General features: G+C 71.1%; 24 protein-coding genes and 1 pseudogene. 10 read left to right on the top strand and 15 right to left on the bottom strand.

The annotated features are described in order from the left end of the window. A pseudogene (locus tag VET29_RS03895) lies at positions 1-202 on the top strand (hypothetical protein); the annotation flags it as partial. Further along, positions 199-666, top strand: a complete 468-nt coding sequence (locus VET29_RS03900; RefSeq protein WP_324914748.1) for a ferritin-like domain-containing protein — start codon at positions 199-201, stop codon at positions 664-666. The pseudogene VET29_RS03895 and the gene VET29_RS03900, both read left to right, overlap by 4 nt. A gap of 16 nt (positions 667-682) precedes the next feature. Here the strand turns inward: VET29_RS03900 and VET29_RS03905 are convergent, their stop codons facing one another. Together VET29_RS03905 and VET29_RS03910 are read right to left on the bottom strand one after the other, a co-directional pair. After that, complete coding sequence (locus VET29_RS03905) at positions 683-1,414, bottom strand: hypothetical protein (RefSeq protein WP_324914750.1); 732 nt, start codon at positions 1,412-1,414, stop codon at positions 683-685. A gap of 63 nt (positions 1,415-1,477) precedes the next feature. After that, positions 1,478-2,506, bottom strand: coding sequence for an aminotransferase (locus VET29_RS03910; protein ID WP_324914752.1), 1,029 nt, complete (start codon positions 2,504-2,506; stop codon positions 1,478-1,480). A 14-nt stretch (positions 2,507-2,520) separates the two neighbouring features. Between VET29_RS03910 and VET29_RS03915 the strand changes: the two genes are divergently transcribed. Continuing rightward, positions 2,521-2,928 (top strand): secondary thiamine-phosphate synthase enzyme YjbQ, encoded by a 408-nt coding sequence (locus VET29_RS03915; RefSeq protein WP_324914754.1) that lies wholly within the window; start codon positions 2,521-2,523, stop codon positions 2,926-2,928. Here VET29_RS03915 and VET29_RS03920 read toward each other — a convergent pair. Further along, a complete protein-coding gene (locus VET29_RS03920) occupies positions 2,912-3,973 on the bottom strand; it encodes an ABC transporter permease (RefSeq protein ID WP_324914756.1) in 1,062 nt (353 codons plus the stop codon). The genes VET29_RS03915 and VET29_RS03920 overlap by 17 nt on opposite strands. Before the next feature lie 106 nt (positions 3,974-4,079). Here VET29_RS03920 and VET29_RS03925 point away from each other — a divergent pair, with 106 nt between their 5' ends. Beyond that, entirely contained in the window at positions 4,080-4,760 is a 681-nt protein-coding gene (locus VET29_RS03925; protein ID WP_324914758.1) for an HAD family hydrolase, read from the top strand. Between the two features lie 86 nt (positions 4,761-4,846). On the opposite strand, the gene VET29_RS03930 is transcribed toward VET29_RS03925, so the two are convergent. Both VET29_RS03930 and mtnA read right to left on the bottom strand, forming a co-directional pair. Further along, complete coding sequence (locus tag VET29_RS03930; protein WP_324914760.1) at positions 4,847-6,595, bottom strand: proline--tRNA ligase; 1,749 nt, start codon at positions 6,593-6,595, stop codon at positions 4,847-4,849. Between the two features lie 67 nt (positions 6,596-6,662). Further along, complete coding sequence (gene mtnA / locus VET29_RS03935; RefSeq protein ID WP_324914762.1) at positions 6,663-7,637, bottom strand: S-methyl-5-thioribose-1-phosphate isomerase; 975 nt, start codon at positions 7,635-7,637, stop codon at positions 6,663-6,665. A 32-nt stretch (positions 7,638-7,669) separates the two neighbouring features. On the opposite strand from mtnA, the gene VET29_RS03940 reads away from it, so the two are divergent. The 3 genes from VET29_RS03940 (at position 7,670) to VET29_RS03950 (ending at position 11,144) form a co-directional block, all read left to right on the top strand. After that, positions 7,670-8,023, top strand: a complete 354-nt coding sequence (locus VET29_RS03940; protein ID WP_324914764.1) for a VOC family protein — start codon at positions 7,670-7,672, stop codon at positions 8,021-8,023. Positions 8,024-8,267: 244 nt separating this feature from the next. Beyond that, positions 8,268-9,293, top strand: coding sequence for a serine protein kinase RIO (locus VET29_RS03945; RefSeq protein ID WP_414636443.1), 1,026 nt, complete (start codon positions 8,268-8,270; stop codon positions 9,291-9,293). Between the two features lie 441 nt (positions 9,294-9,734). Beyond that, entirely contained in the window at positions 9,735-11,144 is a 1,410-nt protein-coding gene (locus VET29_RS03950; RefSeq protein ID WP_324914889.1) for a DEAD/DEAH box helicase, read from the top strand. 276 nt (positions 11,145-11,420) lie between these two features. Here VET29_RS03950 and cobA read toward each other — a convergent pair whose 3' ends face one another. From cobA to VET29_RS03985, 7 genes are all read right to left on the bottom strand, one after another. Beyond that, a complete protein-coding gene (cobA, locus tag VET29_RS03955; RefSeq protein WP_324914766.1) occupies positions 11,421-12,620 on the bottom strand; it encodes a uroporphyrinogen-III C-methyltransferase in 1,200 nt (399 codons plus the stop codon). A gap of 352 nt (positions 12,621-12,972) precedes the next feature. Then, positions 12,973-14,244: an ABC transporter substrate-binding protein gene (locus VET29_RS03960; protein WP_324914768.1), complete on the bottom strand. Its 1,272-nt coding sequence runs from the start codon at positions 14,242-14,244 to the stop codon at positions 12,973-12,975. A gap of 16 nt (positions 14,245-14,260) precedes the next feature. Beyond that, positions 14,261-15,355: a branched-chain amino acid ABC transporter permease gene (locus tag VET29_RS03965; protein WP_324914770.1), complete on the bottom strand. Its 1,095-nt coding sequence runs from the start codon at positions 15,353-15,355 to the stop codon at positions 14,261-14,263. Next, entirely contained in the window at positions 15,352-16,248 is an 897-nt protein-coding gene (locus tag VET29_RS03970) for a branched-chain amino acid ABC transporter permease (protein WP_324914772.1), read from the bottom strand. Before VET29_RS03970 ends, VET29_RS03965 begins: the two co-directional genes overlap by 4 nt. After that, entirely contained in the window at positions 16,245-18,002 is a 1,758-nt protein-coding gene (locus VET29_RS03975) for an AMP-dependent synthetase/ligase (protein WP_324914774.1), read from the bottom strand. The genes VET29_RS03970 and VET29_RS03975 overlap by 4 nt, the downstream gene beginning before the upstream one ends. After that, positions 17,999-18,763, bottom strand: coding sequence for an ABC transporter ATP-binding protein (locus tag VET29_RS03980; protein ID WP_324914776.1), 765 nt, complete (start codon positions 18,761-18,763; stop codon positions 17,999-18,001). Before VET29_RS03980 ends, VET29_RS03975 begins: the two co-directional genes overlap by 4 nt. A gap of 55 nt (positions 18,764-18,818) precedes the next feature. Next, positions 18,819-19,610 carry an ABC transporter ATP-binding protein gene (locus tag VET29_RS03985; protein ID WP_324914779.1) on the bottom strand — a complete coding sequence of 264 codons (792 nt, stop codon included), beginning with the start codon at positions 19,608-19,610 and terminating at the stop codon, positions 18,819-18,821. A 158-nt stretch (positions 19,611-19,768) separates the two neighbouring features. Between VET29_RS03985 and VET29_RS03990 the strand changes: the two genes are divergently transcribed. After that, on the top strand, positions 19,769-20,935 hold the full coding sequence (locus tag VET29_RS03990) for an 8-amino-7-oxononanoate synthase (protein ID WP_324914781.1): 1,167 nt from the start codon (positions 19,769-19,771) through the stop codon (positions 20,933-20,935). On the opposite strand, the gene VET29_RS03995 is transcribed toward VET29_RS03990, so the two are convergent. Both VET29_RS03995 and VET29_RS04000 read right to left on the bottom strand, forming a co-directional pair. Then, the gene (locus VET29_RS03995) at positions 20,904-21,341 is read right to left on the bottom strand and encodes a GNAT family N-acetyltransferase (RefSeq protein WP_324914783.1); all 438 of its coding nucleotides are present in this window, start codon (positions 21,339-21,341) and stop codon (positions 20,904-20,906) included. The genes VET29_RS03990 and VET29_RS03995 overlap by 32 nt on opposite strands. A 12-nt stretch (positions 21,342-21,353) precedes the next feature. After that, a complete protein-coding gene (locus VET29_RS04000) occupies positions 21,354-22,124 on the bottom strand; it encodes a serine protease (RefSeq protein ID WP_324914785.1) in 771 nt (256 codons plus the stop codon). Positions 22,125-22,240: 116 nt separating this feature from the next. On the opposite strand from VET29_RS04000, the gene VET29_RS04005 reads away from it, so the two are divergent. Continuing rightward, a complete protein-coding gene (locus tag VET29_RS04005; protein ID WP_414636444.1) occupies positions 22,241-23,086 on the top strand; it encodes a M15 family metallopeptidase in 846 nt (281 codons plus the stop codon). Here the strand turns inward: VET29_RS04005 and VET29_RS04010 are convergent. After that, positions 23,067-23,672, bottom strand: a complete 606-nt coding sequence (locus tag VET29_RS04010; protein ID WP_324914787.1) for a TetR/AcrR family transcriptional regulator — start codon at positions 23,670-23,672, stop codon at positions 23,067-23,069. The two genes, VET29_RS04005 and VET29_RS04010, sit on opposite strands and share 20 nt — an antisense overlap. Before the next feature lie 70 nt (positions 23,673-23,742). Here VET29_RS04010 and VET29_RS04015 point away from each other — a divergent pair, with 70 nt between their 5' ends. Further along, a complete protein-coding gene (locus VET29_RS04015) occupies positions 23,743-24,288 on the top strand; it encodes a peroxiredoxin-like family protein (RefSeq protein WP_324914789.1) in 546 nt (181 codons plus the stop codon). Positions 24,289-24,326 lie beyond the last annotated feature (38 nt).

Here is a 24,326-nt window from a genome sequence, read left to right on the forward strand (position 1 = left end):
GCCACCGGTCTCGTCGTCGTCCTCGGTCCCGCCCTCGACGAAGCCAGAGGTGCCGGCGGACGGCGCCAGGGCACTGATCGACGCGCTCACCGCGGCGGAGCAGGCGGCCGCGGACCTCGTGCCGTCCGTGCCCAGGTACCGGGCCGGGATGCTCGGGTCGGTCGCCGCCGGGTGCGCGAGCCTGCGGGTGGTCCTGTCATGACCTCTCCGTCGCAGCGGCCGGCGTCACTGGACGGCGACGCGGCCTCGGCCACCCAGGACGCGCTCGGCGCCGAGCACGCCACGCTGTGGGTGTACGGGCTGGTGAGCGCGTTCCTGTCGGACGCGTACAAGGCCTCGGCGCTGACGGCCAAGAACACGCACCGCGCGCGCCGGGACGCGACCGAGCTGCTGCTCTCCGGGGCGGGGCAGGCGCCCAGGTCCGCCGAGCCCGCCTATGTGCTGCCGCAGCCGGTGACCGACTCCGCGTCTGCGGTCGCGGCGATCGTGGTCGCCGAGGCGGAGGCGACCGTCGCCTGGCGTGCCGTGCTGGAACGGACGGACGACAAGCAGCTGCGGGCGCTCGCGCTCGGCGGACTGACCGAGTCGGCGGTGTGGGCCACCCGGTGGCGGATCGCCGGGGGCCAGTCGCCGGCCACGCCCCCGATGCCGGGCAAGCCCGGCTGACCGTGGTCGGCCTCGGTCAGCCCGACCCGGCGTCGACCTGGCCGGCGAGACTCAGCGCGTCCTCGCACACGTCGTCCAGGGCGTCCTGGTCGGCGGTCTTGTCGCCGCTCCTGTCCTTCGGGGCGAAGTCCGACTCGACGATGACGACCTCCTTGCCGGTCTGCTTGGACTTGTAGCCGTCGTTCGCGCTCAGCGTCTTCAGCCCGTCGATCTTGACGACGCCGTCGCGGACCACGTCGCTGACGTTGCCGGAGCCGTTCTTGTCGGTGAGCTGACGCAGCTGGTCGGCCTTGTCCGCGTCCCGCATGACGACCACCGAGACCGACGTGTAGACCGTCCGCCCCTTGTAGTCGGCGACGAACAGCTGCCTGGACAGGTGGTCGCAGGGGGTGTTGGTCAGGAACGTCCTGGTGGCGTCGTACGCGTGCTTGGCGCAGTCGTCGACTGTGTCCGGTCTGGGCATGTCCTTGTGCGGCTCGAACTTGTAGACGCTCGGTGGGGCCTGGGTGCCGCTCTGGCCGGCGCCGTCCGAGGGCGTCGAGCCCGAGTCGTCGGTGATGTAGAACCAGATCAGGCCGGACACGACCGCGACGGCGACCAGGCCGGCGGCCCGCAGCGCCCACTGCATGGTCTTGTTCGGCGGGGGCGGTGGCACGTCCCCCTGCCGGAACTGGATGGGCGGCGGCCGTTCCGGTCGCTGTGGACCGTTGTTGGGCCACTGTTGCCCTGGGCGGTATGGAGCCGACACGGAAGGCACGGTAACCGCCCACACGCCGGCGAACCAGGCGAGGTCCCGGTTACGCCGCCGCCGTCATCTGCTAGCCACCGCGCCGAGCACGCGGTCGACGTCGTCCTCGGTGTTGTAGAGATGGCAGGACAGGCGCGTCCGGCCGGCGCGGACGCTGCTGACCACGCCGGCTCGGGCGAGCCGTTCGACCTGCCGATCGGTCAGTTCGAGGGCGACGATCGCGGAACCGGTACCGGGGAGGCCGAGGCCGGCGCGGACCAGGTCGGCCAGGCGGACGCAGTGGTCGCGCACCTGGGTCAGGTCGAGCGTGCCGAGCCACTCGGTGGCCACGGCGGCGCCGACCTGGCTGAACCACACGGGCGAGAGGTCGAGGCCGCGTGGCCCGTCCGCGAGGCGCAGCGGCAGGCCGTAGACGGCGGTCCATGGGTCCTCGCCGGCGTACCAGTTGGCGTCGTGCGGGACGGGCGCCGGCGCGTCCGCGTGGACGGCCAGCCAGGCCGCGCCACGCGGCGCGAACAGCCACTTGTAGCTAGCGCCGACGACGTAGGCGGCCCAGTCGAGGCGCAGCGGCAGCCAGCCGGCGGCCTGGCTGACGTCGAGGAGCGCGGGTGTGCCGGCCTCGCGGAGGGCGTCCAGGTCCACGATCGCGCCGTCGGCGGACTGGACGACGCTCACCGCGACGAGGTCGTGGTCGGCCGCGGCGTCGAGCAGCCGGTCGTGTGGCACCTCGGTCACCGTGACCCCCCTCTTCTGTTGCGCGGCGAAGGGGAAGGTCACACTGGTGAACTCGTTGCCGACGGTCAGGACACGGGTCCCGTCCGGCACGCTCGCCGCGACGAGCCCGACCAGCTGGGACACGCTCGCCCCGCTCGCGACGCGGTCCGGCGTCACCCCGACAAGGCCGGCCCAGCCCGCCCTGGCCGCGGTGACGTACCTGTCGTACTGGGGCGGCCGCGCGCCCCCACGCCCCCACTCCGCGACGGCCTCGGCCACCGCGCCGACGACGGCGGCCGAGGGGATGCCGATGCTCGCCGTGTTCAGGTAGCCGTCGGGGACGTCGAACCGCTCGCCGTGAGCCGTGCGTTGGACCATGAGCTAATAACAGCATGGAGACCACCGAGATCCAGGTGCGGACCGGCGGCCGGGAGGTCGTGCACGACCTGACCCGGGAGTGCGAGAAGTTCCTGTCCGGCGTCGACGCGGGCGACGGCCTGCTGAACGTGTGGGTGCCGCACGCGACGGCGGGCCTCGCGATCATCGAGACGGGTGCGGGCAGCGACGACGACCTGCTCGCCGCCCTGCGTGACCTGCTGCCGGCCGACGACCGCTGGCGGCACCGGCACGGCTCACCCGGTCACGGGCGGGACCACGTGCTGCCCGGGCTGGTCCCGCCGTCCACCACCGTGCCCGTCGTCGGCGGCCGGCTCGCGCTCGGCACCTGGCAGTCGATCTGCCTGGTCGACACGAACGTGGACAACCCGACGCGGACGGTCCGCCTCAGCTTCCTGAGCTGAACGGGGTCGCCGCGCTCGTCGTGCCGACCAGCTCACGCGCCTCTGTCGGCGCCGCCGCGGGCCGCCCGCGCACCGGCCACAGCAGCACGACGAGCCCGACCACCGCCATCGACGCGAGGACGAGCACGCCGTCGCGCACGTCCGGCGCGTCGGACACGCCCTGCAGGAGGCTGCGCAGCCCCTCGGTCGAGAACCGGAACGGCGTCCACGACCACAGGAGTGTCCGGTAGGCCGGGTCCAGCATCTCCGGCACGGTGCCGGCGGCCGCGGGCGCGAGCAGGTACATCGGCCCGAGGATGGCCGCGGCACGCAGGTGGAGGAGGCGCAGCAGGGCGCCCTGGACGGCCGCGAACGCGACGCCGGTGAGCAGGAGGAAGCCGACCACCTCCGTACTGACGGGAATCGACGAGTCCCACAGTTTCAGCAGGCCGATGACCACCCCGGTGGCCAGGACGCTGACCGACACGACCAGGGTCAGCCGGGCGGTGGTCGTCGGCCGGCGGCCGCGCTGGACCACGAGCAGCGCGAACGCCATCGCGCCGACCAGGCCGGCGATCCACAGCAGAGCGCTCGCGGCGAGCGGCGCGGTGCGGCCGGCCGTGGTGACCGGGTGCACGGTCGCCATCTTCGGCGGCGCGACCTCGATCGTGGGCTGCGGCTGGGCGAGCGCGCCGAGGAGGCCCTGGGCGGCGCCGGTCAGCACCTGCTGCGCGACCTGCGTGCCCTGCGGGTTGACCGCGCCCGAGGTCACGATGGTGATGGCCGGGCCCCGGCCGATCTCGAGGATGCCGTAGACGTCCTTGTCGTCGAGCAGGTCGCGGGCGTGCGCGGGGTCGGTGACCGTCCAGTCGACGGCGTCGCCGCCGTGCGAGGCGACCTGGTTTGCGGCCTGCCGCAGCGCGGGGTCGTCCGGTGCGGCGACGGCGAGGGGCAGGTGATCGGGTGCGACGGTGGCCTGCGCGCCGAAGGTGAGCAGGCCGAGCACGGTGGCGACCACCGCCCCCACCAGGCCGAGCCCCAACGCGACCGTGGCCGGGTTACGCATGTTGCCTCAATTCATCGGACAAAGAATTAATTGACCGTACGGTACGCCCGTCCCGCACAATGGGTCAACCCGTGTTGAATTACGGGTCGCATGTCACGATGACCGGGTGAGAACGCTCGTGCTGTGGGACATCGACCTGACGCTCGTGGACTACTCCGGCATCGGCCGGCGCTGGTACGCCGAGGCGCTGGCCACCGTGGTCGGGGTGCCGCTGAAGCACCTGCCGTCGTTCCCGGGCCGGACCGAGCGGTCGCTGGCGCGGGAGTTCCTCACCGCGCACGGCATCGAGCACTCGGACGAGCGGGTGGAGCACTTCTTCGCCGCGCTCACGGAACAGGCGGAGCAGGACCGGCCGGCCCTGCCGTCACTGGGCCGGGCGCTGGCGGGCGCCCCGGAGATCCTGTCCGAGCTGGGCGCCCGCGAGGACGTGGTCCAGTCCCTGGTGACCGGCAACCTGCCGGTGCTGGCGAACTACAAGCTGGCCGCGTTCGACCTGCACCACCACATCGACTTCGAGACCGGCGGCTACGGCTCCCTGTCCGAGCACCGCCACGACCTGGTGGCGGCCGCGATCACCCAGTCCTCGGCGAAGCACGGCCGGTTCGAGTCGGTGGTGGTCGTCGGCGACACCCCCCACGACGTGGCCGCGGGCCTACACCACGGAACGACGACCGTGGGCGTCGCCACGGGCCGCTTCACCGCCGACCAGCTGGCGGAGTCGGGCGCCCACGTCATCCTCCCCGACCTGTCGGACACCCCGGCCGTGGCCCGCGCCCTGCTCCCCTGACCCACCCTCCACCCCACGACGAGGCATGGCACCGACGATGTCGGTGCCATGCCGTAGCGTCGAAACCGGGGCCGGAGGCCAACCGGCTACTCGCCGACCAGCTCGGTCAGGTGCCGTACCGCGTCGTCGACGGCGACCTCGGTGCGCTCGCCGGTCCGCCGGTCCTTGACCTCGACGACCCCGTTCGCGAGCCCACGCCCGACGACCACGATCGTCGGCACGCCGATGAGGTCCGCGTCCGCGAACTTCACCCCGGGCATGGCCGTCCGGTCGTCCAGCAGGACCGACAGCCCGGCCGCGTCCAGGTCAGCCGCGAGCTTCTCCCCGCCCGCGCGGATGTCGTCGGTCTTGCCCGCGATCACGACGTGCACGTCCGCGGGCGCGACGCCGTTCGGCCAGATCAGCCCGTGGTCGTCGTGGGACTGCTCGGCGATCGCGGCTACCAGCCGCGACACCCCGACCCCGTAGGACCCCATCGTGATCCGGATCGGCTTGCTGTCCGCGCCGAGGGCGTCCAGCTGGAACGCGTCCGCGTACTTGCGGCCCAGCTGGAAGATGTGCCCGATCTCGATCCCGCGGGCCGCCACGAGGGTCCCGCGACCGTCGGGCGAGGGGTCGCCCTCCCGCACCTCGGCCGCCTCGATCGTGCCGTCCGGCGTGAAGTCCCGCCCGCAGACCAGGTCCACGACGTGGTGGTCGGGCTTGTCGGCGCCGGTCACCCACGCCGTCCCGGTCACCACGCGGGGGTCGACGAGGTAGCTGACCCCGTTCTCCCGCAACGCCTTCGGCCCGATGTACCCCTTCACCAGGAAGGGGTTCTCCTTGAAGTCGGACTCCTCGAGGATCGCGACGGCACGGGGCTCCAGCGCCGCCTCCAGCCGCTTCATGTCGATCTCGCGGTCGCCGGGCACGCCGACCGCGAGCAGGTCCCACTTGTCCTCACCGGGCCCGCGGGTCTTCAGCAGCACGTTCTTGAGCGTGTCCGCCGCGGTGAACGTCCGCCCGAGGTCCGCCTTGTTGAGGAAGTCGACCAGCGTCTCGATCGTCGGCGTGCCGGGGGTGTGGTGCACCTGCGCGGCGGGCTTGTCCTCGACGGACTGCGCGGGCGGCGCGGGCGTGGTGACCGCCTCGACGTTGGCCGCGAAGCCGGACTCCGTGCTGCGGACGAACGTGTCCTCACCGGTCTCCGCCTCGGCGAGGAACTCCTCGGACGCGGACCCGCCCATCGCGCCGGACACGGCCGACACGATCACGTACTTCAGCCCGAGCCGGTCGAAGATCCTGATGTAGGTGTCGCGGTGCTTGAGGTAGCTCGCGGAGAGCCCGTCGTCGTCCAGGTCGAACGAGTACGAGTCCTTCATCAGGAACTCGCGCCCGCGCAGGATGCCCGCGCGGGGCCGCGCCTCGTCGCGGTACTTCGTCTGGATCTGGTACAGGAAGACGGGGTAGTCCTTGTAGGAGCTGTACTCGCCCTTCACCGTGAGGGTGAACAGCTCCTCGTGCGTCGGGCCGAGGAGGTAGTCGGCCTTCTTGCGGTCCTTGAGGCGGAAGATGTTGTCGCCGTACTCGGTCCACCGGCCGGTCGCCTCGTAGGGCTCGCGGGGCAGCAGCGCGGGGAACTGGATCTCCTGCGCGCCCATCGCGTCCATCTCCTCACGGACGACGCGCTCGACGTTCCGCAGGACCTTCAGGCCCAGCGGCAGCCAGGAGAAGCCGCCCGGGGCCACGCGGCGGACATACCCGGCACGCACCAGCAGCCTGTGGCTGGGCACCTCGGCGTCCGCCGGATCCTCGCGCAGCGTGCGCAGGAACAGCGACGACATCCTGGTGATCACGGCAGTACTCCTTGTAGAGGAAACGTGCCGCAAGGGTAGTGAACAGGCATCCACGCATTCCAACGGGTTACGCCGGACGCTCCCCCAGCGCCGGCCGCACGAGCCGGTCCTCGGTCACGATGGCGGTCACGAGGTCCGCCGGCGTGACGTCGAAGGCGAGGTTGAGCGTCCGGGTCTCCGGCAGGTCGCCGAGGACCTCACGGCCGTCCCGCACCTCGATCTCCACGTCCGCGCCGGCGGACAGTGCCGGGTCGATGGTCGACTCCGGCGCGGCGACGAGGAACGGCACCCCGGCCCGCGCGGCGGCCAGGGCCAGCGGGTACGTGCCGATCTTGTTGACCACGTCGCCGTTCGCGGTGATCCGGTCCGCGCCGACGACCACCGCGTCCGCGAGCCCCCTGGCCAGCACGGTCGCGCCGGCGGAGTCGACCACGAGCGTGTGGTCGACGCCCATGCCCGCCAGCTCCCAGGTGGTGAGGCGGGCGCCCTGGAGCAGCGGGCGGGTCTCGTCGACGTACACGTGCCGCAGGAGTCTCCGCTCGTGCAGCGACCGCACGACGCCCAGCGCGGTGCCCCACTCGACGCAGGCGAGCGCGCCCGCGTTGCAGTGCGTCTGCACGGCGACGGGGCCGTCGAGCCGCTCCGCCAGCCAGTCCGCGCCGCGGTCGCCGATGGCGTGGTTGCGTGCCGCGTCGGACTCGAGGAGTTCGAGGGCGCTCCCGAGCACGGCGTCCTCGCCCCGCGGCAGCGTCGCCAGTGCGTGGTCGACACCCCAGACCAGGTTGACCGCGGTGGGCCGGGCGGTCCGCAACGCGGCGAGGTCGCGGTCGCGGTTTCTCGGCTCGTCCCGGACCGCCATGGCCGCGCCGAGGGCCCCGGCTACTCCCAGTGCGGGAGCGCCTCGAATGGCTAGTCGCCGGATGGCGTCAACCAGGTCCTCGACGGTGAAGATGTCCAGGAAGACGACCTCGCCGGGTAGCTTCGTCTGGTCGATCGCCACGATGTGGTGGTCCTGCCAGTCAATGGTGCGCACGACCCCCATTTTTGTCGGTGCCTGGTCGTAGCGTCGCGTCCATGAACCTGAACCTTGGTGGCGTCACCCTCGACTGCGCCGACCCGCACGCGCTGTCCGAGTTCTGGACGCGTGCGCTCGACCTGGAGGTCGCGTACAAGGGCGACGAGTTCGTGCAGCTCGTGTCCCGCGCCGACCGGTCCCGGCCGTACCTCGGCTTACAGAAGGTGCCGGAGGCCAAGGCGGGCAAGAACCGCGTGCACCTCGATCTGACGACCACCGATCCGGACGCCGAGGTCGCCCGCCTGGTCTCCCTTGGTGCGACCGCGCACGAGAGGTACGAGGAACCCGGTCTGCGGTGGACGGTCCTGACCGACCCGGTGGGCAACGAGTTCTGTGTGGGGACGCATGGGTGACGCGCGGGCTCGGCGGGCCGGGATAAATCGGTTGCGTGGCGGCGACGGGTGCTGGGAGCCTGCTCGCTGTCGATTACACGCGCCGGCGGGTTTCGCCGGCGGACGCGAGGGAGGTGCCGGATGGCCAAAACGGTCGCCTGGATGCGGCACGCCCGCGTCCGCCCGCCCCGCTGAGAGTTCGGCCGTTCGCTGACACACGCCTTGGTGGGGCGTCACATCCTTTTCCCTTGAGGAGAACCCACCAGTGCGTCTGCACGACTTTTCCGACGACTACCTGGACGACCCTGACGACGAGGGCGCCGGCGTGCGCTCTCGACCACGCAAACCGAAGCGCGGCGGCAAGGACACGACGGACCGCTTCGCCGCGGCCTTCCACGAACCCGAGGAGGTGTTCGACCCGCAGTCGACCCGTGCCGGCCGGCTGACCGAGCAGGAACGAGCCAGGCTGGCCGCCGTGCGTGAGAACGCACTGGCCGGTCCTCCCCTGCCACCAGGCACCGACCGCTGGTCCACCTGGGGCGACGGCGAACAAGGCCCGAGCCCGAGGCCGGCATGGGTGGTCACCGAACTGGCCGCGGCCGACAGCGAGCTGGGCATCCTGAAGACGGGCAAGGAAGCCGACGTCTTCCTGGTGCAGCGGGCGGTGCCCGACACCGACCGTGGCTGTCTGATGGCCGCGAAACGCTACCGCTCGAACGAACACCGACTGTTCCACCGGGACGCCGGCTACCTGGAGGGCCGGAGAATGCGCCGCAGCCGCGAAATGCGTGCGATGGCCAACCGAACCTCCTTCGGCCGCAACCTGATCGCGGAACAGTGGGCGGTGGCGGAGTTCGCCGCGCTGTCCAGGCTGTGGTCGGTGGGCGCCCCGGTGCCCTACCCGGTACAACGCAGCGGCACCGAGCTGCTGATGGAGTACCTGGGCGACGACGACGGCGGCACGGCCCCACGCCTGGCGGAGCTGCGCCCGGCCGAGGACGAGCTGAGAGACCTGTGGCACCAGCTGACCGCGATCCTGGACCTGATGTCCGCGGAGGGCCTGACCCACGGGGACCTGTCGGCGTACAACCTCCTGGTCCACGAGGGCACGCTGATGCTGATCGACCTGCCGCAGGTCGTGGACCTGGCGGCCAACCCGAGAGGCCTGGAGTTCCTGGCACGGGACGTGGCGAACGTGTCGACCTGGTTCCGGTCGCGGGGCCTCCCGGAAGAAGTAGCCGACCCCACGACGTTGACAGAGGAGTTGGTCAGGACAGCGGGGCTCGACTGACCAGCACCCGAAAGCCCGGGGGAGGTATCCCCACCGGCCGGACACGCTCCGGCCGGTGGGGCCTCGGAAGCACCGCCTCGATGAGGATTCCCAAAAGAAAAGGCCAGTGTGTCGAACGTCATGATCTGGATCCGCTCGCTCGGACGAGTGCTCAGATCAAGGGTCTGGCGGCCCGCTCAGGGGGTAGGCCGCCAGACCCCCGGGGGCGATCCGGCAGGTCAAACCAGTCCCGTGCCGCACCGCCCGCCGGACCGTTCGAGTAGGCTGGTGATCGCACCGCGAGCGGACCCTGTGCCACTCCCCTGCCCGGGCGAGTACCCGGCGGCAGCGGTGCCCAACTAACGCACTCAGGCGCAACGTGCGCCAGGCTCGTCCGTGCCCCTGCTCGAGCAGGGGGTTCTCCGAGACGTGCCATGTCCCGAGAGGACCTTTGTGACGACCATGCAGGACCGGTCGGCTGGTCACAGCCGCCACAACCACCGCAAGCCGCGCAACCGCGTGGGCAGCGGCAATACCAACCCGCGTACGCGTGTCAGCCACGCAGCCGAGCTGGAGCACATCCCGACCACCCCGATCCCGGACGTCGACACGTTCGACGAGCTGGGCGTCCCGGCGAGGCTGTCCGCCGAGCTGGCCAAGGCCGGCATCACCAAGCCGTTCCCCATCCAGATCGCGACCCTGCCCGACGCGCTGGCCGGCCGTGACGTGCTGGGCCGCGCCCAGACCGGCTCCGGCAAGACGCTCGCGTTCGGGCTCGCGCTGCTGGCCCGCCTCGAAGGCGGCCAGGCGCGTCCCAAGTACCCACGCGCCATCGTTCTCGTGCCGACGCGTGAGCTCGCCATGCAGGTGAGCGAGGCGCTGAGCCCGCTCGCGCGGTCACTCGGCCTCTGGTGCCGCACGGTCGTGGGCGGCCTGTCGTTCACCAAGCAGGCCGAACAGCTCCGCCGCGGCGTCGACCTGCTGATCGCCACGCCCGGCCGGCTGTCCGACCACGTCCGCCAGGGCACCTGCGTACTGGACGAGGTCCAGTTCACCGCGCTCGACGAGGCCGACCAGATGGCGGACATGGGCTTCATGCCGCAGGTCCGCGCCATCCTCGACCTCACGCCCGTCGGCCAGCGCATGCTGTTCTCGGCCACACTGGACGGTGACGTCCAGCAGCTCGTCGTGCGCTACCTGCACGACCCGGTGACACACTCCGTGCAGCCGGCCAAGGCCAGCGTGACCACGATGGACCACCACGTGCTGCTGGTGTCCCGCGAGGACAAGCCGGCCGTGATCGCGGAGATGGCCGCCCGTGACGGGCGCACCATCCTGTTCCTGCGCACGAAGCACCACGTCGACCGCCTGACCGCGAAGCTCCGCTCGCTCGGCGTCCGCGCCGGCGCGCTCCACGGCGGCAAGACGCAGGGCGCCCGCAACCGCGTCCTGGACAACTTCCGCGACGGCTCACTCCCCGTCCTGGTCGCGACGGACGTCGCCGCGCGCGGCATCCACGTGGACGGCGTCAGCCTTGTCGTGCACGTCGACCCGCCGGCCGACCCGAAGGCGTACCTGCACCGCGCGGGCCGCACCGCACGCGCCGGCGAGTCGGGCACCGTGGTCACGGTGGCGACGCACCAGGAGCGCCGCACGGTGTTCCGCATGACCGAGGAGGCCGGCGTGCGCCCGACGAGCACGACGGTCCGGCCGGGTGCCGACGACCTCGTGCGCATCACCGGCGCCCGCGAGCCGAGCGGCGAGCCGATCGTCGAGCATGAGCAGGCTAAGCGTCCGCCTCGGAGTCGTACTGGCGGTGGTTACCGCGGTCAGGGGCGGGGGCGGTTCGCTCCGCGTCGTGGGCGCGGGTAGGTCGTTCTCTGGCTTCGGCTCGGCTGGCTGGGCTTGGCTCGGCTGGCTGGGCGGGGCCGGGGGGCCGGGGGGCCGGGCGGGGGCCGGGGTGTGGTGCGGGGAGTTGGCATCGGGGGGCTTGGTCCTTGGCGGTTTGGCTGGTTGGGCGTAGCAGGGGGCTTTGGCTGGCCTTCCGAGACGGGCTTTGTCTGGCCTCTGAGACGGGGCTTGCCCCGGCCTTCTGAGACGTTCGCATTTTGAAGGTCTCGTTGGCCTTGGCCGGCGCTGCCGGCGTAGTTAGTCCTGTAGTCCGGCCACCGGGCCGATCACGATGATCGCCGGTGGTCGGACTTCGTTTGCGGTTATGTCTGTCGCCGCTTTGTCCAATGTGGACTTTAAGACTCGTTGTCGGGCTGTCGTGCCTTCCTGGACGATCGCTACCGGGGTGTCCTGGGGGCGGCCGCCGGCCAGTAGTGCGTCTGCGATGGCGCCGATTCGTTCCACGGCCATCAGTAGGACGATGGTGCCTCGCAGCGTGGCTAGTGCTGTCCAGTCCACCAGTGAGGCCGGGTTGCCCGGGGCCAGGTGGCCGGACACCACGACGACCTCGTGTGCCACGCCGCGGTGGGTCACCGGCACGCCGGCCATCGCGGGGACACCGAATGCCGAGGTGACGCCCGGCACGACGGTCACCGGCACGTCCGCCGCGGCGCAGGCCAGGAGTTCCTCGAAGCCTCGGCCGAACACGTAGGGGTCGCCGCCTTTCAGCCGGACGACGAAACGGCCGTCCCGGGCGTGTGAGATCAGTAGGGCGTTGATCGCGTCCTGTGAGGCGGCTCGTCCGTAGGGCAGCTTTGCCGCGTCGATGACGGTCACGGAGGGTGACAGCTCCTCGAGCAGGGCGGCTGGGGCCAGGTGATCGGCCACCACCACGTCGGCGAGTCCGAGTAGCCGGCGGCCACGCACGGTGATCAGGTCGGGGTCGCCTGGCCCGCCGCCGACCAGCGCCACTCCGTGGGGGCGGTCGAGATCCACCGGTACCGCACCTGCCCGGAGGGTCGCCAGGAGTCCGTCCCGCACCGTGGCCGAGCGTCGGAACGCGCCGCCGGCCAGTACCCCGACCAGCAGCCCGTCGTGGTCGCCGGTGGCCGGGGTCACGGCGGTGCCGGCCTCGCCGGCGTCGGCTCGCACGCAGAAGACGCGCCTGCGCTCTGCTTCGGCGGACACGGCCTCGTTGACGGACGGGTCAGAGGTGCAACAGAGGACGTACCAGGCGCCGTCTAGGTCACCGTCTACATAGGACCTCTCGTGCCACACCACGGCGCCGGAAGCGGCCAGGGCCTCCACGGACGGCGTGGCGGCCGGCGAGATGACCTCCACCACCGCCCCGGAGGACACCAGCCGGGGCAGCCGCCGCTGCGCGACCGTGCCCCCGCCCACCACCACGACCCGGCGCCCGGCCAGCGCCAACCCGGCCAGATAGTGCGACTCACTCATGGCCGACAGCATGCCTGACGTGGGTCCGCGCCGTGGGGTCATGCTCGCCACACCCCGCGCGGCGCCGGTTGGGCGGCCTCCGGCCCCCGGAATCCAGCCTATCGATCTGCACCGACAGAGAACCTGTCGCGAGTCGCGTGAGTGGACCGTTCGGTCGGGGTTCACCTGGAAGAAGGGCGGCCGTGGCGTTCGGGCTCATGAACGGGGCGTTGACCAGCGGAAAGCCAGAACCTCCAAAAGGACGGGCCTTGCGGCGGACGTCGTGGCAAACGCTTGCCCTCGCTGGTCGCCGGTGAGCCCGATCGGGGTCACCGGCGCCGTCAGACTGTCGGCTCGACCATGCGGGAGGTGCTCAGAGGTCCGCCTTCTTGAACTCGATCTCCTTCGCGGCCGGCGACGTGAAGTTGTACTTGACCTTCTTCAGGCCGAACGGCTTGCTCGGGTCGACCGCGAAGATCGTGCTCGACCTCGGTGGGTTCCGGTCCGCTGCCGGGCCGTACCGGTAGTCGCCGGTCAGTCCCTGGAAGCTCACGTTGCCGAGCGCGCCCGACGCCTTGAGGACGCCGTCGCGCGACAGGTCGCCCAGCTCGACGGCCTTCTCCAGCACCGCGGTCATCGCGCGGGCCTGGTTGTAGCCGAAGGCGAAGTAGTAGTCCGGCTCCTGGTCCGGCGCGTACTTCGTCGCGTCGGCCACCATCTGCTTCATGCCCGGCACCGAGTCGTCGCCCCACTCGGTGCCCTCGGCGACGATGAGCACGGACTGCTTCATGTACGGCGCCACCGCGGACTTCGCGAGCGCGCCGGTGTAGCTCGGTGACTGCCCGATCCACTGCGGCGCGAACCGGGCCTGCGCGGCGGTGCCCCAGATCTTCGCCGCGTCGGACGGTGTGGCCACGAGGAACACCATCTGGCACTGCGCCCCCGCGAGTGCGCCGATCTGGCCGGCGTAGTTCTCGGTGCCCACCTTGAACTTCTGCGTGTTCGCGACCTTGAAACCGTACTTCTCGGCGGCGAAGTCGATGCCCTGCTGGCCGGCCTCGCCGTAGACGTCGTCCTGGATCATCGTGCAGATCGTGTCGCCCTTGGACCCGCCGCCGTCGGACAGGTAGTAGTCCATCGCGTTGATGGCCTGGACCTGGTACGGACCGCCGACGGGCAGCAGGTTGTCCTCCCGCACCCACAGCGCGTCCAGCGACGCGGGCGCGGCGAGGATCTTGTCCGTCCGCAGCTGCGGCAGCACGGCCAGCGTCGGCGCGGTGCCGAGGACCTGGGTGAACGCGACCACGTCGCCCTTGATCTTGTTGTACTTCTGGACCGCGATGTCGGTCTTGTACTGCGAGTCCTCCTGTACCAGCTCGACCTTGTACTTCCCGGCCACGCCGCCGGAAGCGTTGAGCGCCTTGAAGTACACCTCGTTGCCGGCGGTGAGCGGCTGCCCGATCACCGCCACCGTGCCGGTCAGCGGCGTGAGCACGCCCAGCTTGATCGTCTTGCCGTCGAAGCCGGCCGCCTTGTTCGGCGCGCCGGCCGAGCCCCCGCTACCCCCCTTGTCGTTGCCCGCTCCCCCGCAGGCCGCGACGACCAGCGCCACGGTCACCGCCAGCGCAACCTTGACAACCCGCATACGACGCCTCCTTGCCTCAGTAGGAGAAGGGCCAGGCCTTGAAGTAGGCCTTGACCCGAAACCAGATGCCGGCGAGCCCTCGTGGCTCGAACACCAGGAACAGCACGATCAACAGCCCGAAGATGGCTTGGTTGAGCGCGAACACGGAGATGAAGCCGTCCCCGCCCGCCTCGGTGGCCACGCCGGGGATGACGCTGGAGTACTCGTCGATGAGCGCCGGCAGCGCGCCGACGAAGATCGCGCCGAGGATCGACCCGAAGACCGTGCCGAGACCGCCGACGATGATGATCGCGATGTACTGGATGGACAGCAGGAGCGTCCAGTCGTCGGGGCTGACGTGCTGCTGGTAGGAGCCGAACAACGCGCCGGCCACGGCCGCGATCGCGCTGGACACCATGAACGCGCCGATCTTGTACCGGCCGGCGCGGACGCCGATGACCTCGGCGGCCTGGTCGTGGTCGCGGACCGCGCGCAGTGCCCGGCCGGGACGCGTGCGGACGAGGTTCTTCGCCAGCAGCGCGACGACCGCGACGAGACCCCAGACGAGCCAGAAGTAGCCCTGGTTGCGTGAGTAGGTCTCCCCGGCGAGCTTCAACGCGCCGAGGTCGACGGGTCCGAGCGTGGCCTGCGCGCCGACGGACGTGCCGTTGTTGCCGCCCGTGACGTCCCGGAGGTTCCGCCAGATGTGCTCGCCGATGAAGATCAGCCCGAGCGTGACGATCGCGAGGTAGTGGCCGCGCAGCCGCAACGCGAACGGCCCGATCACGCCGCCGAGCACGGCCCCGGTCGCGGCGGCGGCGAGGAGCCAGACGGGCAGCGGCAGCCCGAGGTCGCCGCCGAAGACGGCGGCCGCGTAGGCGCCCGCGCCGATGAAGAACGCGTGGCCGAGGGAGATCTGTCCGGTGTAGCCGGTGAGCAGGTTGAGCCCGATCGCGCCGATCGCGGTGATGCCGGAGTAGATGAGGACGGACAGCCAGAAGTCGTCCTGCACGACGGTCGGGAGGACGAGCAGGGTGCCGAGCATGAGCGCGAGGCCGACCCTGGCCATGGGCGAGCCGAACAGGCGCAGGTCCTGCGCGTAGCCGCGGACGAGGTTGCGATGGGGCCTCATATTCGCCTCACGTCCTTGGTCCCGAGCAGTCCGTACGGTCGTATCAACAGGATCAGGATCATGAGCACGTACGGCACGATGACCGAGACGTTGTCGCCTGCCCAGGAGAACAGCTGGTCCTGGTAGCCGCGGGTGAGCGCCTCGGCGAGGCCGATGATCACGCCGCCGAGCACCGCGCCGGCCGGCGAGTCGAGGCCGCCGAGGATCATGGCGGGGAACGCGGCGAGCGCGATGGAGCTGATCGACGGCTGGAGCCCACCGGGGCCCGCGGCGAGCGTGATGCCGGCGAGGGCGGCGAGCGCGGCGGCGATGGCCCAGCTGGTCGCGTAGACGCGGCGGGCGCTGATCCCCTGCGCGAGTGCCGCTTCCGGGTCGAAGGCGGTCGCCCGCATGGCGAGTCCCATGCGCGTGTAGCGGAAGAACAGGAAGAAGCCGACGACGACGGCCGCGGTGATGCCGATGGTCCAGAGGTCGCGCACGCCGAGGACGAGCTGTCCGACCTGGACGGTCTGGATGTTCCAGGGGTTGCGGACGGGCAGGTTGTCGAACCCCCAGATGGCGGTGATCAGCGGTTCGAGCACGAAGAGCAGCCCGATCGTGATCATGATGACGGCGAACGGCGGCTGGCCGACCATGCGGCGCAGCACCATGCGCTCGACGCTGGCCCCGACGACGGCGGCGGCCAGGCAGGCCAGGAGGATCGCGAACCCGAACGCGATGACGAGGTTGTTGGAGAAGGTGTAGCCGAGGTAGGCGCCGAGCGCGAGCAGGCCGCCCTGGGCGAAGTTGATGACCCCGGTGGACTTGTAGATGACGACGAACCCGAGGGCGACGAGCGCGTAGGTGGACCCGAGCGCGAGCCCGGCGAACACGTTGGTGAGAAAGGTGGTCATGTGTACATCGCCTCGATCTGCTGTTCGAAGCGTTGTTCCATCGCTCGTCGCTTGACCTTCTGGGTCGCGGTCAGCTCGCCGTCCTCGTGGTCCAGCTCCTTCGTGATCAGGGTGAACCGCTTGACGCGTTCCACCTGCGCCAGGTTCTCGTTGACCTCCTGGACCACCCCGTCGATCAGCTGGTGGACCTCGGGCTTCGCCGAGAGGTCCGCGTAGGTCGTGTACGCCAGGCCCCTGCGGGACGCCCAGTTGCCCACCGTGTCCAGCTCGATGCCGATCAGCGCGGTGAGGTACCTGCGGCGGTCGCCGATCACCACCGCCTCGCGGATGTACGGGGACACCTTCAGGCTGTTCTCGATCTCGGACGGCGAGATGTTCTTGCCGCCCGCCGTGATGATGATGTCCTTCTTGCGGTCGGTGATGCGGAGGAACCCGTCCTCCGTCAGCTCGCCCACGTCGCCCGTGTGCAGCCAGCCCTCCTCGTCCACGGCCGCCTTCGTCGCCACCGGATCGTTCAGGTAGCCCTGGAACACCCCCGCCGACCTGGTCAGGATCTCGCCGTCCGTGGCGATGCGGACCTCCACCGACGGCAACGCCGTGCCCACCGCGCCAAGGCGGATGTCGCCCTCCGGGGTCAGCGTGCAGATGGCCGTGTTCTCCGTCTGCCCGTAGCCCTCGCGGACCGGGATCCCGATGGCCCACAGGTACTCCAGCACCTGCGGAGCGATCGGGGCGGCGCCGGAAATCGCGGAGCGGACCCGGGACATGCCCAGCTTCTCACGCAGTGCGCGGAAGACCAGGATCTCGCAGAGGAACAGCACCACGCGGTCGGCCACGGTCATCCCGCGCGCCATGCGGCGTGGGGCAATCCGCTGGCCCTGTCGCACGCATGCCTTGTACAGCAACCGTTTCAGGCGTGACGCGTCAGCCATCCTGATCTCGACGGTCGCCAGCATCTTCTCCCACACCCTTGGCACGCCGAGGAAGAGCGTCGGCTGCACGTCCCGGAGATCCTGCGGGAACGACGGGCCGCCCTCGCCGAAGTTCACCACCAGGCCCGCCCACACGCCGTCGATCACCGAGATCAGGCGTTCCGCCACGTGGCACAGCGGCAGGTAGCTCAGCACCTCGTCGCCCCGTTGTGCGCCCAGCACCACCGACGTCCTGCCCGCCGCCACCAGGTTCGCGTGGGAGATCATCGCGCCCTTCGGCGGGCCCGTCGTGCCGGACGTGTACACCAGGATCGCCGTCGCGTCCTGGTCCAGTGCCTCCACCGACTCCTCGTACGCGGCAAGGGAACCGTCCCGCTCCAGGGACGCGAACGTCGGCACGTCCGCGGTCACGCCCCGGGGGTCGATCACCACCACATGGCGCAGCAACGGGAGGCGGTCACGCACCTCCAGCGCCTTGTCCAGCTGCTCCTCGTCCTCGGCGATCAGCACCGACGCCTCGGAATGGGACAGCAGGTACTCGACCTCGGCGGCCGGCGAGGTCGGGTAGATCCCCACCGTGCACGCGCCGAGGCCCTGCACGGCCAGGTCCGCGATCACCCACTCCGGGCGGTTCTCCGCGTGGATCGCCACCCGGTCACCGGGGCCGACCCCCAGCGCACGCAGCCCGCCCGCCACCGCGGCGACCCGCCCGGCGTACTCCGACCACGTCCATTCACGCCAGACGCCTCGGTGCTTCTCGCGGATCGCCACGTCGTCCGGGCGTTCGGCGGCGTTCTCCAGCAACCGCGCGCACAGGCTCATGCGGCACCGCCCAGGTACGCCTCGACCACCTTCGGGTCGTGCTGGACCTCGTCCGGCGTGCCGGTGGCGATCGGCGTGCCGAAGTCCAGTGCCAGCACCCGGTCCGCGAGGTCCATCACCAGCCGCGTGTCGTGCTCCACCAGGATCATCGCCAGGTTCAGCTCGCGGCGGACCTCCACGAGGTACCGCGCCATGTCCTCGGTCTCCTCGACGTTCATGCCGGCCACCGGCTCGTCAAGCAGCAGCAACGTCGGGTCCATCGCCAGCGCGCGGCCCAGCTCCGCGCGTTTCGCCACGCCGTAGGGCAGCAGTCCGGCCGGGGTGTGCCGGTACGGCTCCAGCTCCAGCAACTCGACGATCTCCTCGACCGCCGCCCGGTGCGTGACCTCCTCGTTCTTGGCGCGGCCCCACCAGAACATGCCGGCGAGGATTCCGGTGCGCATCAGGTGATGGCGGCCCAGCATCAGGTTCTCGACGAGCGTCAGCTGCTCGAACAGGCCCAGGTTCTGGAACGTCCGCGCCACGCCCATGCCCGCGATGGTCGCCGGTGAGCGGCCGTTGACTCGCTTGCCCGCCAACGTGATCGTGCCGCGCTGCGGGCGGTAGACGCCGTTGAGGCAGTTGAAGATCGACGTCTTGCCGGCGCCGTTGGGGCCGATGACCGCGAACAGCTCGCCCTCGTCGACCGTGAAGCTGACGCCGTCCAGCGCCGTGACCCCGCCGAAGCGGAGCGTCAGGTCCCGCACCTCCAACAGGGTCACGCCCGGCTCACTCCGCTCGTCGTTCCGTGGTGATGGTTCGCTCCGCAAGCTCCGCTCACGTGCTCCAGCGCTTCTTCCTCCGGTAGCTCTTGACCGTCGCGAACGAGCGATCCGGGGCGGCCCCCAGGTAGAACTCGCGGATGTCCTCGTCGTCCAGCAGGTCGGCCGCCGGGCCGTCACGCACGACCTTGCCGACCTCCAGCACGTAGCCGTAGCTCGCGATCGACAGCGCCATCACCGCGTTCTGCTCGACCAGCAGCACGCTCGTGCCCTGCCCGTTGATCTGCACGACGATGTCGCGCACCTGCTCGACCAGCCGGGGCGCGAGGCCGAGCGACGGCTCGTCGAGCAGCAGGAGCTTGGGGCGGGCCATGAGCGCCCGGCCGATCGCGAGCATCTGCTGCTCGCCACCGGAGAGGTAGCCGGCCGTCCCGCGGCGGCGCTGGGCGAGGATCGGGAACAGGTCGTACACCCTGGTCACGTCGTCGCGGTACTCGGCGCGCCGACGTGAGTGGGCGCCGGCGCGGAGGTTCTCCTCGACCGTCATCTCGGCGAAGATCCGCCTGCCCTCCATGACCTGCGCGACGCCGCGGCGCACCACCTCCGCCGGATCCGCTCCGGTCAGGTCGTGCCCCGCGACCTGCACGGAGCCCTTGGTGATCTTGCCGCGGTGGGCGATGAGCAGGCCGGTGACCGCGCGCAGCAGCGTGGTCTTGCCGGCGCCGTTCGCGCCGAGCAGCGCCACGATCGCGCCGTCCGGCACGTCGAGGGACAGGCCGCGGAGGACGAGGACGACGTCGTCGTACACGACCTCGATGTTGTTGACCGACAGGACGGGCACCGGCATTGGCGAACTCCCACGTGACGTCGATCACGCCAAACACGGACCGTAGTCCCCTGTGCGATCAGCGGGCAAGGATCAAGCCGAACCGTTACCGGCCGGGCAGATTGGTCCCCGGCAGGTCTCCACCGGCGCGCGACCCGAGAGATGTCAGACTCGTCGCCGTGACCTCGGTTTTCGACTGGCTCGACACCCACGCGGACGAGCGGCGCCGCGCCGGCCTCGCCCGGCAGCTGCGGCCGCGCCTCGTCGACGCGGACCATCTCGACCTCGCCGGCAACGACTATCTCGGCCTGTCCCGCGACAAGCGGGTGACCGGCGCGTCCGCGGCGGCGACCCTGCGGTGGGGTGCCGGTGCGAACGCGTCCCGGCTCGTCACCGGCACGATCGAGCTGCACACCGAGCTGGAGCACGAGCTGGCCGCGTTCTGCGGCGCACAGGCCGCGCTCGTGTTCTCGTCGGGGTTCATGGCGAACCTGGGCGCGGTGACCGCGCTGTCCGGCAAGGGCTCGGCCATCGTGACCGACGCCTACCTGCACGCCTCGCTGATCGACGGCTGCCGGCTGTCGCGGGCCGACGTCGCGGTGATGCCGCACGGCGACGTCGCGGCCATCGCGAACGCGCTGAAGACCCGGCGAACCGAGCGCGCGCTGGTCGTGACCGACTCGGTGTTCTCCGTGGACGGCGACCTGGTGGCGCTGCGGGAGTTGCACCGCGCCTGCCGCGAGCACGGCGCCGCGCTGGTCGTCGACGACGCCCACGGCCTCGGCATCCGCGGCGAGGGTGGCCGCGGGGCGGTGGCGGAGGCGGGCCTGATCGGCGAACCGGACGTGGTGACGACGGTGACGCTGTCGAAGTCCCTCGGCGCGCAGGGCGGTGCGGTGCTGGGGCCGAGACGGGTGATCAGGCACCTGGTCGACTCGGCACGCAGTTTCATCTTCGACACGGGGTTGGCGCCGTCGAGCACGGCGGCGGCGCTGACGGCGCTGCACATCCTGAAGGACGAGCCGGACCTGCCGGAGCGGGTGCGCACGAACGCGCAGACGCTGGCGATCCGGCTGCGCGAGGCCGGGCTGACGGTGACGGACCCGGACGCGGCGGTGGTGTCGGTGCTGGCACCGGGTCCGGAGCAGGCGTTCGCGTGGGCGGAGGACTGCCGGGCGTCGGGCGTGTGGGTGGGCTGCTTCCGCCCCCCGTCCGTGCCGGACGGCGTGTCACGGCTGCGGCTGACGGCCCGCGCGGACCTGACGGAGGCCGAGCTGAACCGAGCGGTCGAGGTGATCACCCGGCACGCGCCGGTCAGGGCAGGTGGGCCGGGCGGCGCATCGTGATGTGCTCTATGCCGTCCTCGTCGTACGGGGTGCCGGCCTGCTCGAAGCCGAAGCGGGCGTAGAACTTCTGGGCGTACGTCTGCGCCTCCAGCACCGCGGCCTCGTCGCCGACGCGTTCCATCGCCGCCTTCATCAGCAGGGCGCCCAGGCCGGTCCCCCGGGCCGCCTTCACCGTGCAGACGCGGCCGATGCGATGGGTGCCGTCCGGGTCCCGCAGCAGCCGCAGGTACCCCTGCGGCTCGTCGGCGGGCTGCCACCAGATGTGGACCGTCGACGCCAGGAGGTCGCGGCCGTCCAGGTCCTGGTACAGGGACGCCTGCTCGATGACGAACACGGCCGACCGCAGCGCGAGCAGCGGGTACAGCTGGGCGACGGTGACCTCGTCGCCGGACGCGGAGTACAGCACGTCCACTGGATATCACACGTGGTCTGCCAGCACGTCCAGGTACGCCGCGAGCCTCGTGTACACGCCCGGCCTGCCCGGCTCCGCACAGCCCTCGCCCCACGACGTGACGCCCGCGAGCCGGCCGTTCACGACCAGCGGGCCGCCGGAGTCACCCTGGCAGGAGTCGACGCCGCCCTGTGGCACGCCCGCGCAGACCATCGCCTCGGGCTTGTACGCCGGGTACGCCTTCGTGCAGTCCGCGTCGCTCGTCAGCGGGACACTCGCCCGCATCAGGTACCGGGACGGCTGGCCAGCGGCGGTGGTGCGGCCCCAGCCCAGGATCATGCCGGGCCGGCCGGCGGCGTACAGGCCGGCGTCGTCCTTCCTCGGCAGCCGCAGCGGCTCGTACGGGAGCCGGATGCGCAGTGTCAGCACCGAGACGTCCCACCCCGCGCGCACGTCGGTGAACCGCGGGTGCACCCAGATCGAGCGGACCGGGCTGGCGATGCCCGACTTGCTCTCCTTGTCCTCGCGGCCGGCGACCACCACGATGTCCGCCGGGTTCCTGCCCACCGAGCAGTGCGCGGCGGTGACGACCTTGTCGTCGGCGACGAGCGTGCCGCCGCAGAACTGGAAGCCGTGGGCGGTCGTGAGGTACACGACGTACGGGTGGTCCGCGATGCTCACCCGCCCTCCCCCCACGATGTCCGGTGCCGCGCCCGCCCGCGCGAGCCCGATCACCGCGCCGGTCATGGCCAGCGCGATGGCGAGCACGAGCCGGGTGAACCGCGAGGTCGCCCCCATGTGTCGATCTCCTCACTGTTTGGCGTCCCTGCGACCCTTCCTGTTCGACGTGTGCCGAAGCAACTTGACCATGTAGCTCAACCGGGTGAAGTCGGCCATCGGGCATCCTGTGGGGCGTGCTGAGAGTTCTGGTGTTCGTCGCCCTCCTGCTGGGGGGCTGTTCGAGCACGCCGGCGAAGCCGCCGGCCACCTCGTCCGAGACGTCCGTTTCGTCCGTCACGCCAACGACTTCCACCGCGCCGGCGACCCCGGCCACACCCGTTGCTCCACAGTGGACGGTCGGGGCCACGCCGCTGCCGCTGCGGCCGGACGGGTTCGGTCAGGTGCTGCCGACACCCGCGGTGCTCGTGAACCGGGCCCTGCCGACCGCCGACCTGCTGCCGCCGCCGGGCGACGGGCCGTACAGGTCGACCGCGTCCGCGGTGCCGGCGGACGTGCTCGCCAGGAGCACGTGGTCGCCGTCGTGCCCGGTGGCCGCCGGGGACCTGCGCTACCTCACGATGTCGTTCCGGGGCTTCGACAACCGCGCGCACACCGGCGAGATGATCGTCAACGCGCGGGTGGCCGCCGCGGTCACCCGCGTGTTCCAGCACGTGTACGAGGCCGGGTTCCCGCTCGAGGAGATGCGTGTCGTGGCGCCGGCCGAGCTGTCCGCGCCACCGACCGGGGACGGCAACAACACGACGTCGTTCGTGTGCCGCAGCGCGATCGGGCAGACCCGGTGGTCCGCGCACGCGTACGGGCTGGCGGTGGACGTGAACCCGTTCTGCAACCCCTACCTACGCGGGGATCTCGTGCTCCCCGAGCTCGCGACGTCCTATTTGGACAGAGGGTACGTGCGACCCGGCATGGTCGAGCCCGGCGACGTCGTCGTCCGGTCGTTCGCGGCGATCGGCTGGTCGTGGGGCGCGGAGTGGAAGTCCCCCAAGGACCTGCAGCACTTCACCGCGACGGGTGACTGAGGCCACGCAGCACGATCTCCAGTCCACTGTGGAACTCGTCGTCGATCTTCCCCGCCATGGCGGCGGTCTCGGCCAGCAGAGGGAACCGCTCCTGTACTGCCATGGCCGTGGTGCCGGCGCCCTTCAGCGGGCCGTAGTGCTCGTTCTGCAGCGCCCCGAAGAAGTACGCGATGATCGTCCGCTGCGCGACGACGCGCGACTCCCCCGTGAAGCCGGCGTCGGCGAGGATGGCCAGCATCGCCTCGATGTGGGTCAGCGACGCGGGCACGACGTGCCTGTGCCGCAACAGGAGCGGGACCGCCGCCGGGTGCGTGACCACCGCATCGCGGACGCGGGACAGCATCTCGCTGATCCGCGTCCGCCAGTCACCGGGCGGGACGGCCAGGTCGACGCCGGCGAGCACGTGGTCGACGACGAGCGTCTCCAACTCGTCCTTGTCGGCGACGTAGCGGTACAGGGACATCGTCGCCATGCCCAGCTCCTTCGCGACGACGCGCATGGTCAGCGCGTCGAGGCCGTCCCGGTCGATCACGGCGAGCGTGGCGGACGCGAGGCTTCCGGTGGTCAGCGAGCGGGGGCGGGGCACGAGTTGACAGCGTACGCGATACGCGTACATTCGTAGATGTACGTCGTACGCCTAACTCGGAGGGCTTCTCATGGATTACGTGCCGGCCAGGCAGCTGGTCGACGTCCACGGCGCTACGGTGCGGTTACCGGACCCGGATCGCCTGGTGCACATGCAGTTCCGCCGGTTCGCGGGATGCCCGGTGTGCAACCTGCACCTGCGGTCCTTCGTGGCACGGCACGCGGAGGTCCAGGCCGCGGGCGTCCACGAGGTGGTGCTGTTCCACACGAACACCGCCGCCCTGCTGCCACACGTGGCCGACCTGCCGTTCGACGTGGTCGCCGACCCGGCCAAGGACCTGTACCGCGAGTTCGGTGTCGAGTCCTCGCCGCGGTCGCTGCTGCACCCGAAGGCATGGCCGTGGATCGTCCGGGCGATCGCGGCCGGGCTGCCGGACGTCCTGCACGAGCGCAGGCCGACGCCCCCTCGGAAACCGGAGGGCGGCCGCCTGGGTCTGCCCGCGGACTTCCTCATCGCGCCGGACGGCCGCGTGCTCGCAAGCCACCACGGCACGCACGTCTACGACCAGTGGTCGGTCGACGACTTGCTGAACCTGTCGCCGGTCAGGCGAGGCTAGAGTCGGAAGCTGGTGCGCTTGTTGGCGGATCCACTTCC

This window comes from Actinophytocola sp., assembly GCF_035634895.1.
In the GTDB taxonomy this organism is placed as follows: Bacteria; Actinomycetota; Actinomycetes; order Mycobacteriales; family Pseudonocardiaceae; genus Actinophytocola.

Coding starts and splice junctions, on each gene's coding strand:
- VET29_RS03960 (WP_324914768.1), bottom strand. CDS start 14,244: ATGCGGGTTGTCAAGGTTGCGCTGGCGGTGACCGTGGCGCTGGTCGTC.
- VET29_RS03950 (WP_324914889.1), top strand. CDS start 9,735: ATGCAGGACCGGTCGGCTGGTCACAGCCGCCACAACCACCGCAAGCCG.
- VET29_RS03985 (WP_324914779.1), bottom strand. CDS start 19,610: ATGCCGGTGCCCGTCCTGTCGGTCAACAACATCGAGGTCGTGTACGAC.
- VET29_RS03915 (WP_324914754.1), top strand. CDS start 2,521: ATGGAGACCACCGAGATCCAGGTGCGGACCGGCGGCCGGGAGGTCGTG.
- VET29_RS03970 (WP_324914772.1), bottom strand. CDS start 16,248: ATGACCACCTTTCTCACCAACGTGTTCGCCGGGCTCGCGCTCGGGTCC.
- mtnA (WP_324914762.1), bottom strand. CDS start 7,637: ATGGGGGTCGTGCGCACCATTGACTGGCAGGACCACCACATCGTGGCG.
- VET29_RS03910 (WP_324914752.1), bottom strand. CDS start 2,506: ATGGTCCAACGCACGGCTCACGGCGAGCGGTTCGACGTCCCCGACGGC.
- VET29_RS03975 (WP_324914774.1), bottom strand. CDS start 18,002: ATGAGCCTGTGCGCGCGGTTGCTGGAGAACGCCGCCGAACGCCCGGAC.
- VET29_RS04000 (WP_324914785.1), bottom strand. CDS start 22,124: ATGGGGGCGACCTCGCGGTTCACCCGGCTCGTGCTCGCCATCGCGCTG.
- cobA (WP_324914766.1), bottom strand. CDS start 12,620: ATGAGTGAGTCGCACTATCTGGCCGGGTTGGCGCTGGCCGGGCGCCGG.
- VET29_RS04015 (WP_324914789.1), top strand. CDS start 23,743: ATGGATTACGTGCCGGCCAGGCAGCTGGTCGACGTCCACGGCGCTACG.
- VET29_RS03900 (WP_324914748.1), top strand. CDS start 199: ATGACCTCTCCGTCGCAGCGGCCGGCGTCACTGGACGGCGACGCGGCC.
- VET29_RS03965 (WP_324914770.1), bottom strand. CDS start 15,355: ATGAGGCCCCATCGCAACCTCGTCCGCGGCTACGCGCAGGACCTGCGC.
- VET29_RS03920 (WP_324914756.1), bottom strand. CDS start 3,973: ATGCGTAACCCGGCCACGGTCGCGTTGGGGCTCGGCCTGGTGGGGGCG.
- VET29_RS03940 (WP_324914764.1), top strand. CDS start 7,670: ATGAACCTGAACCTTGGTGGCGTCACCCTCGACTGCGCCGACCCGCAC.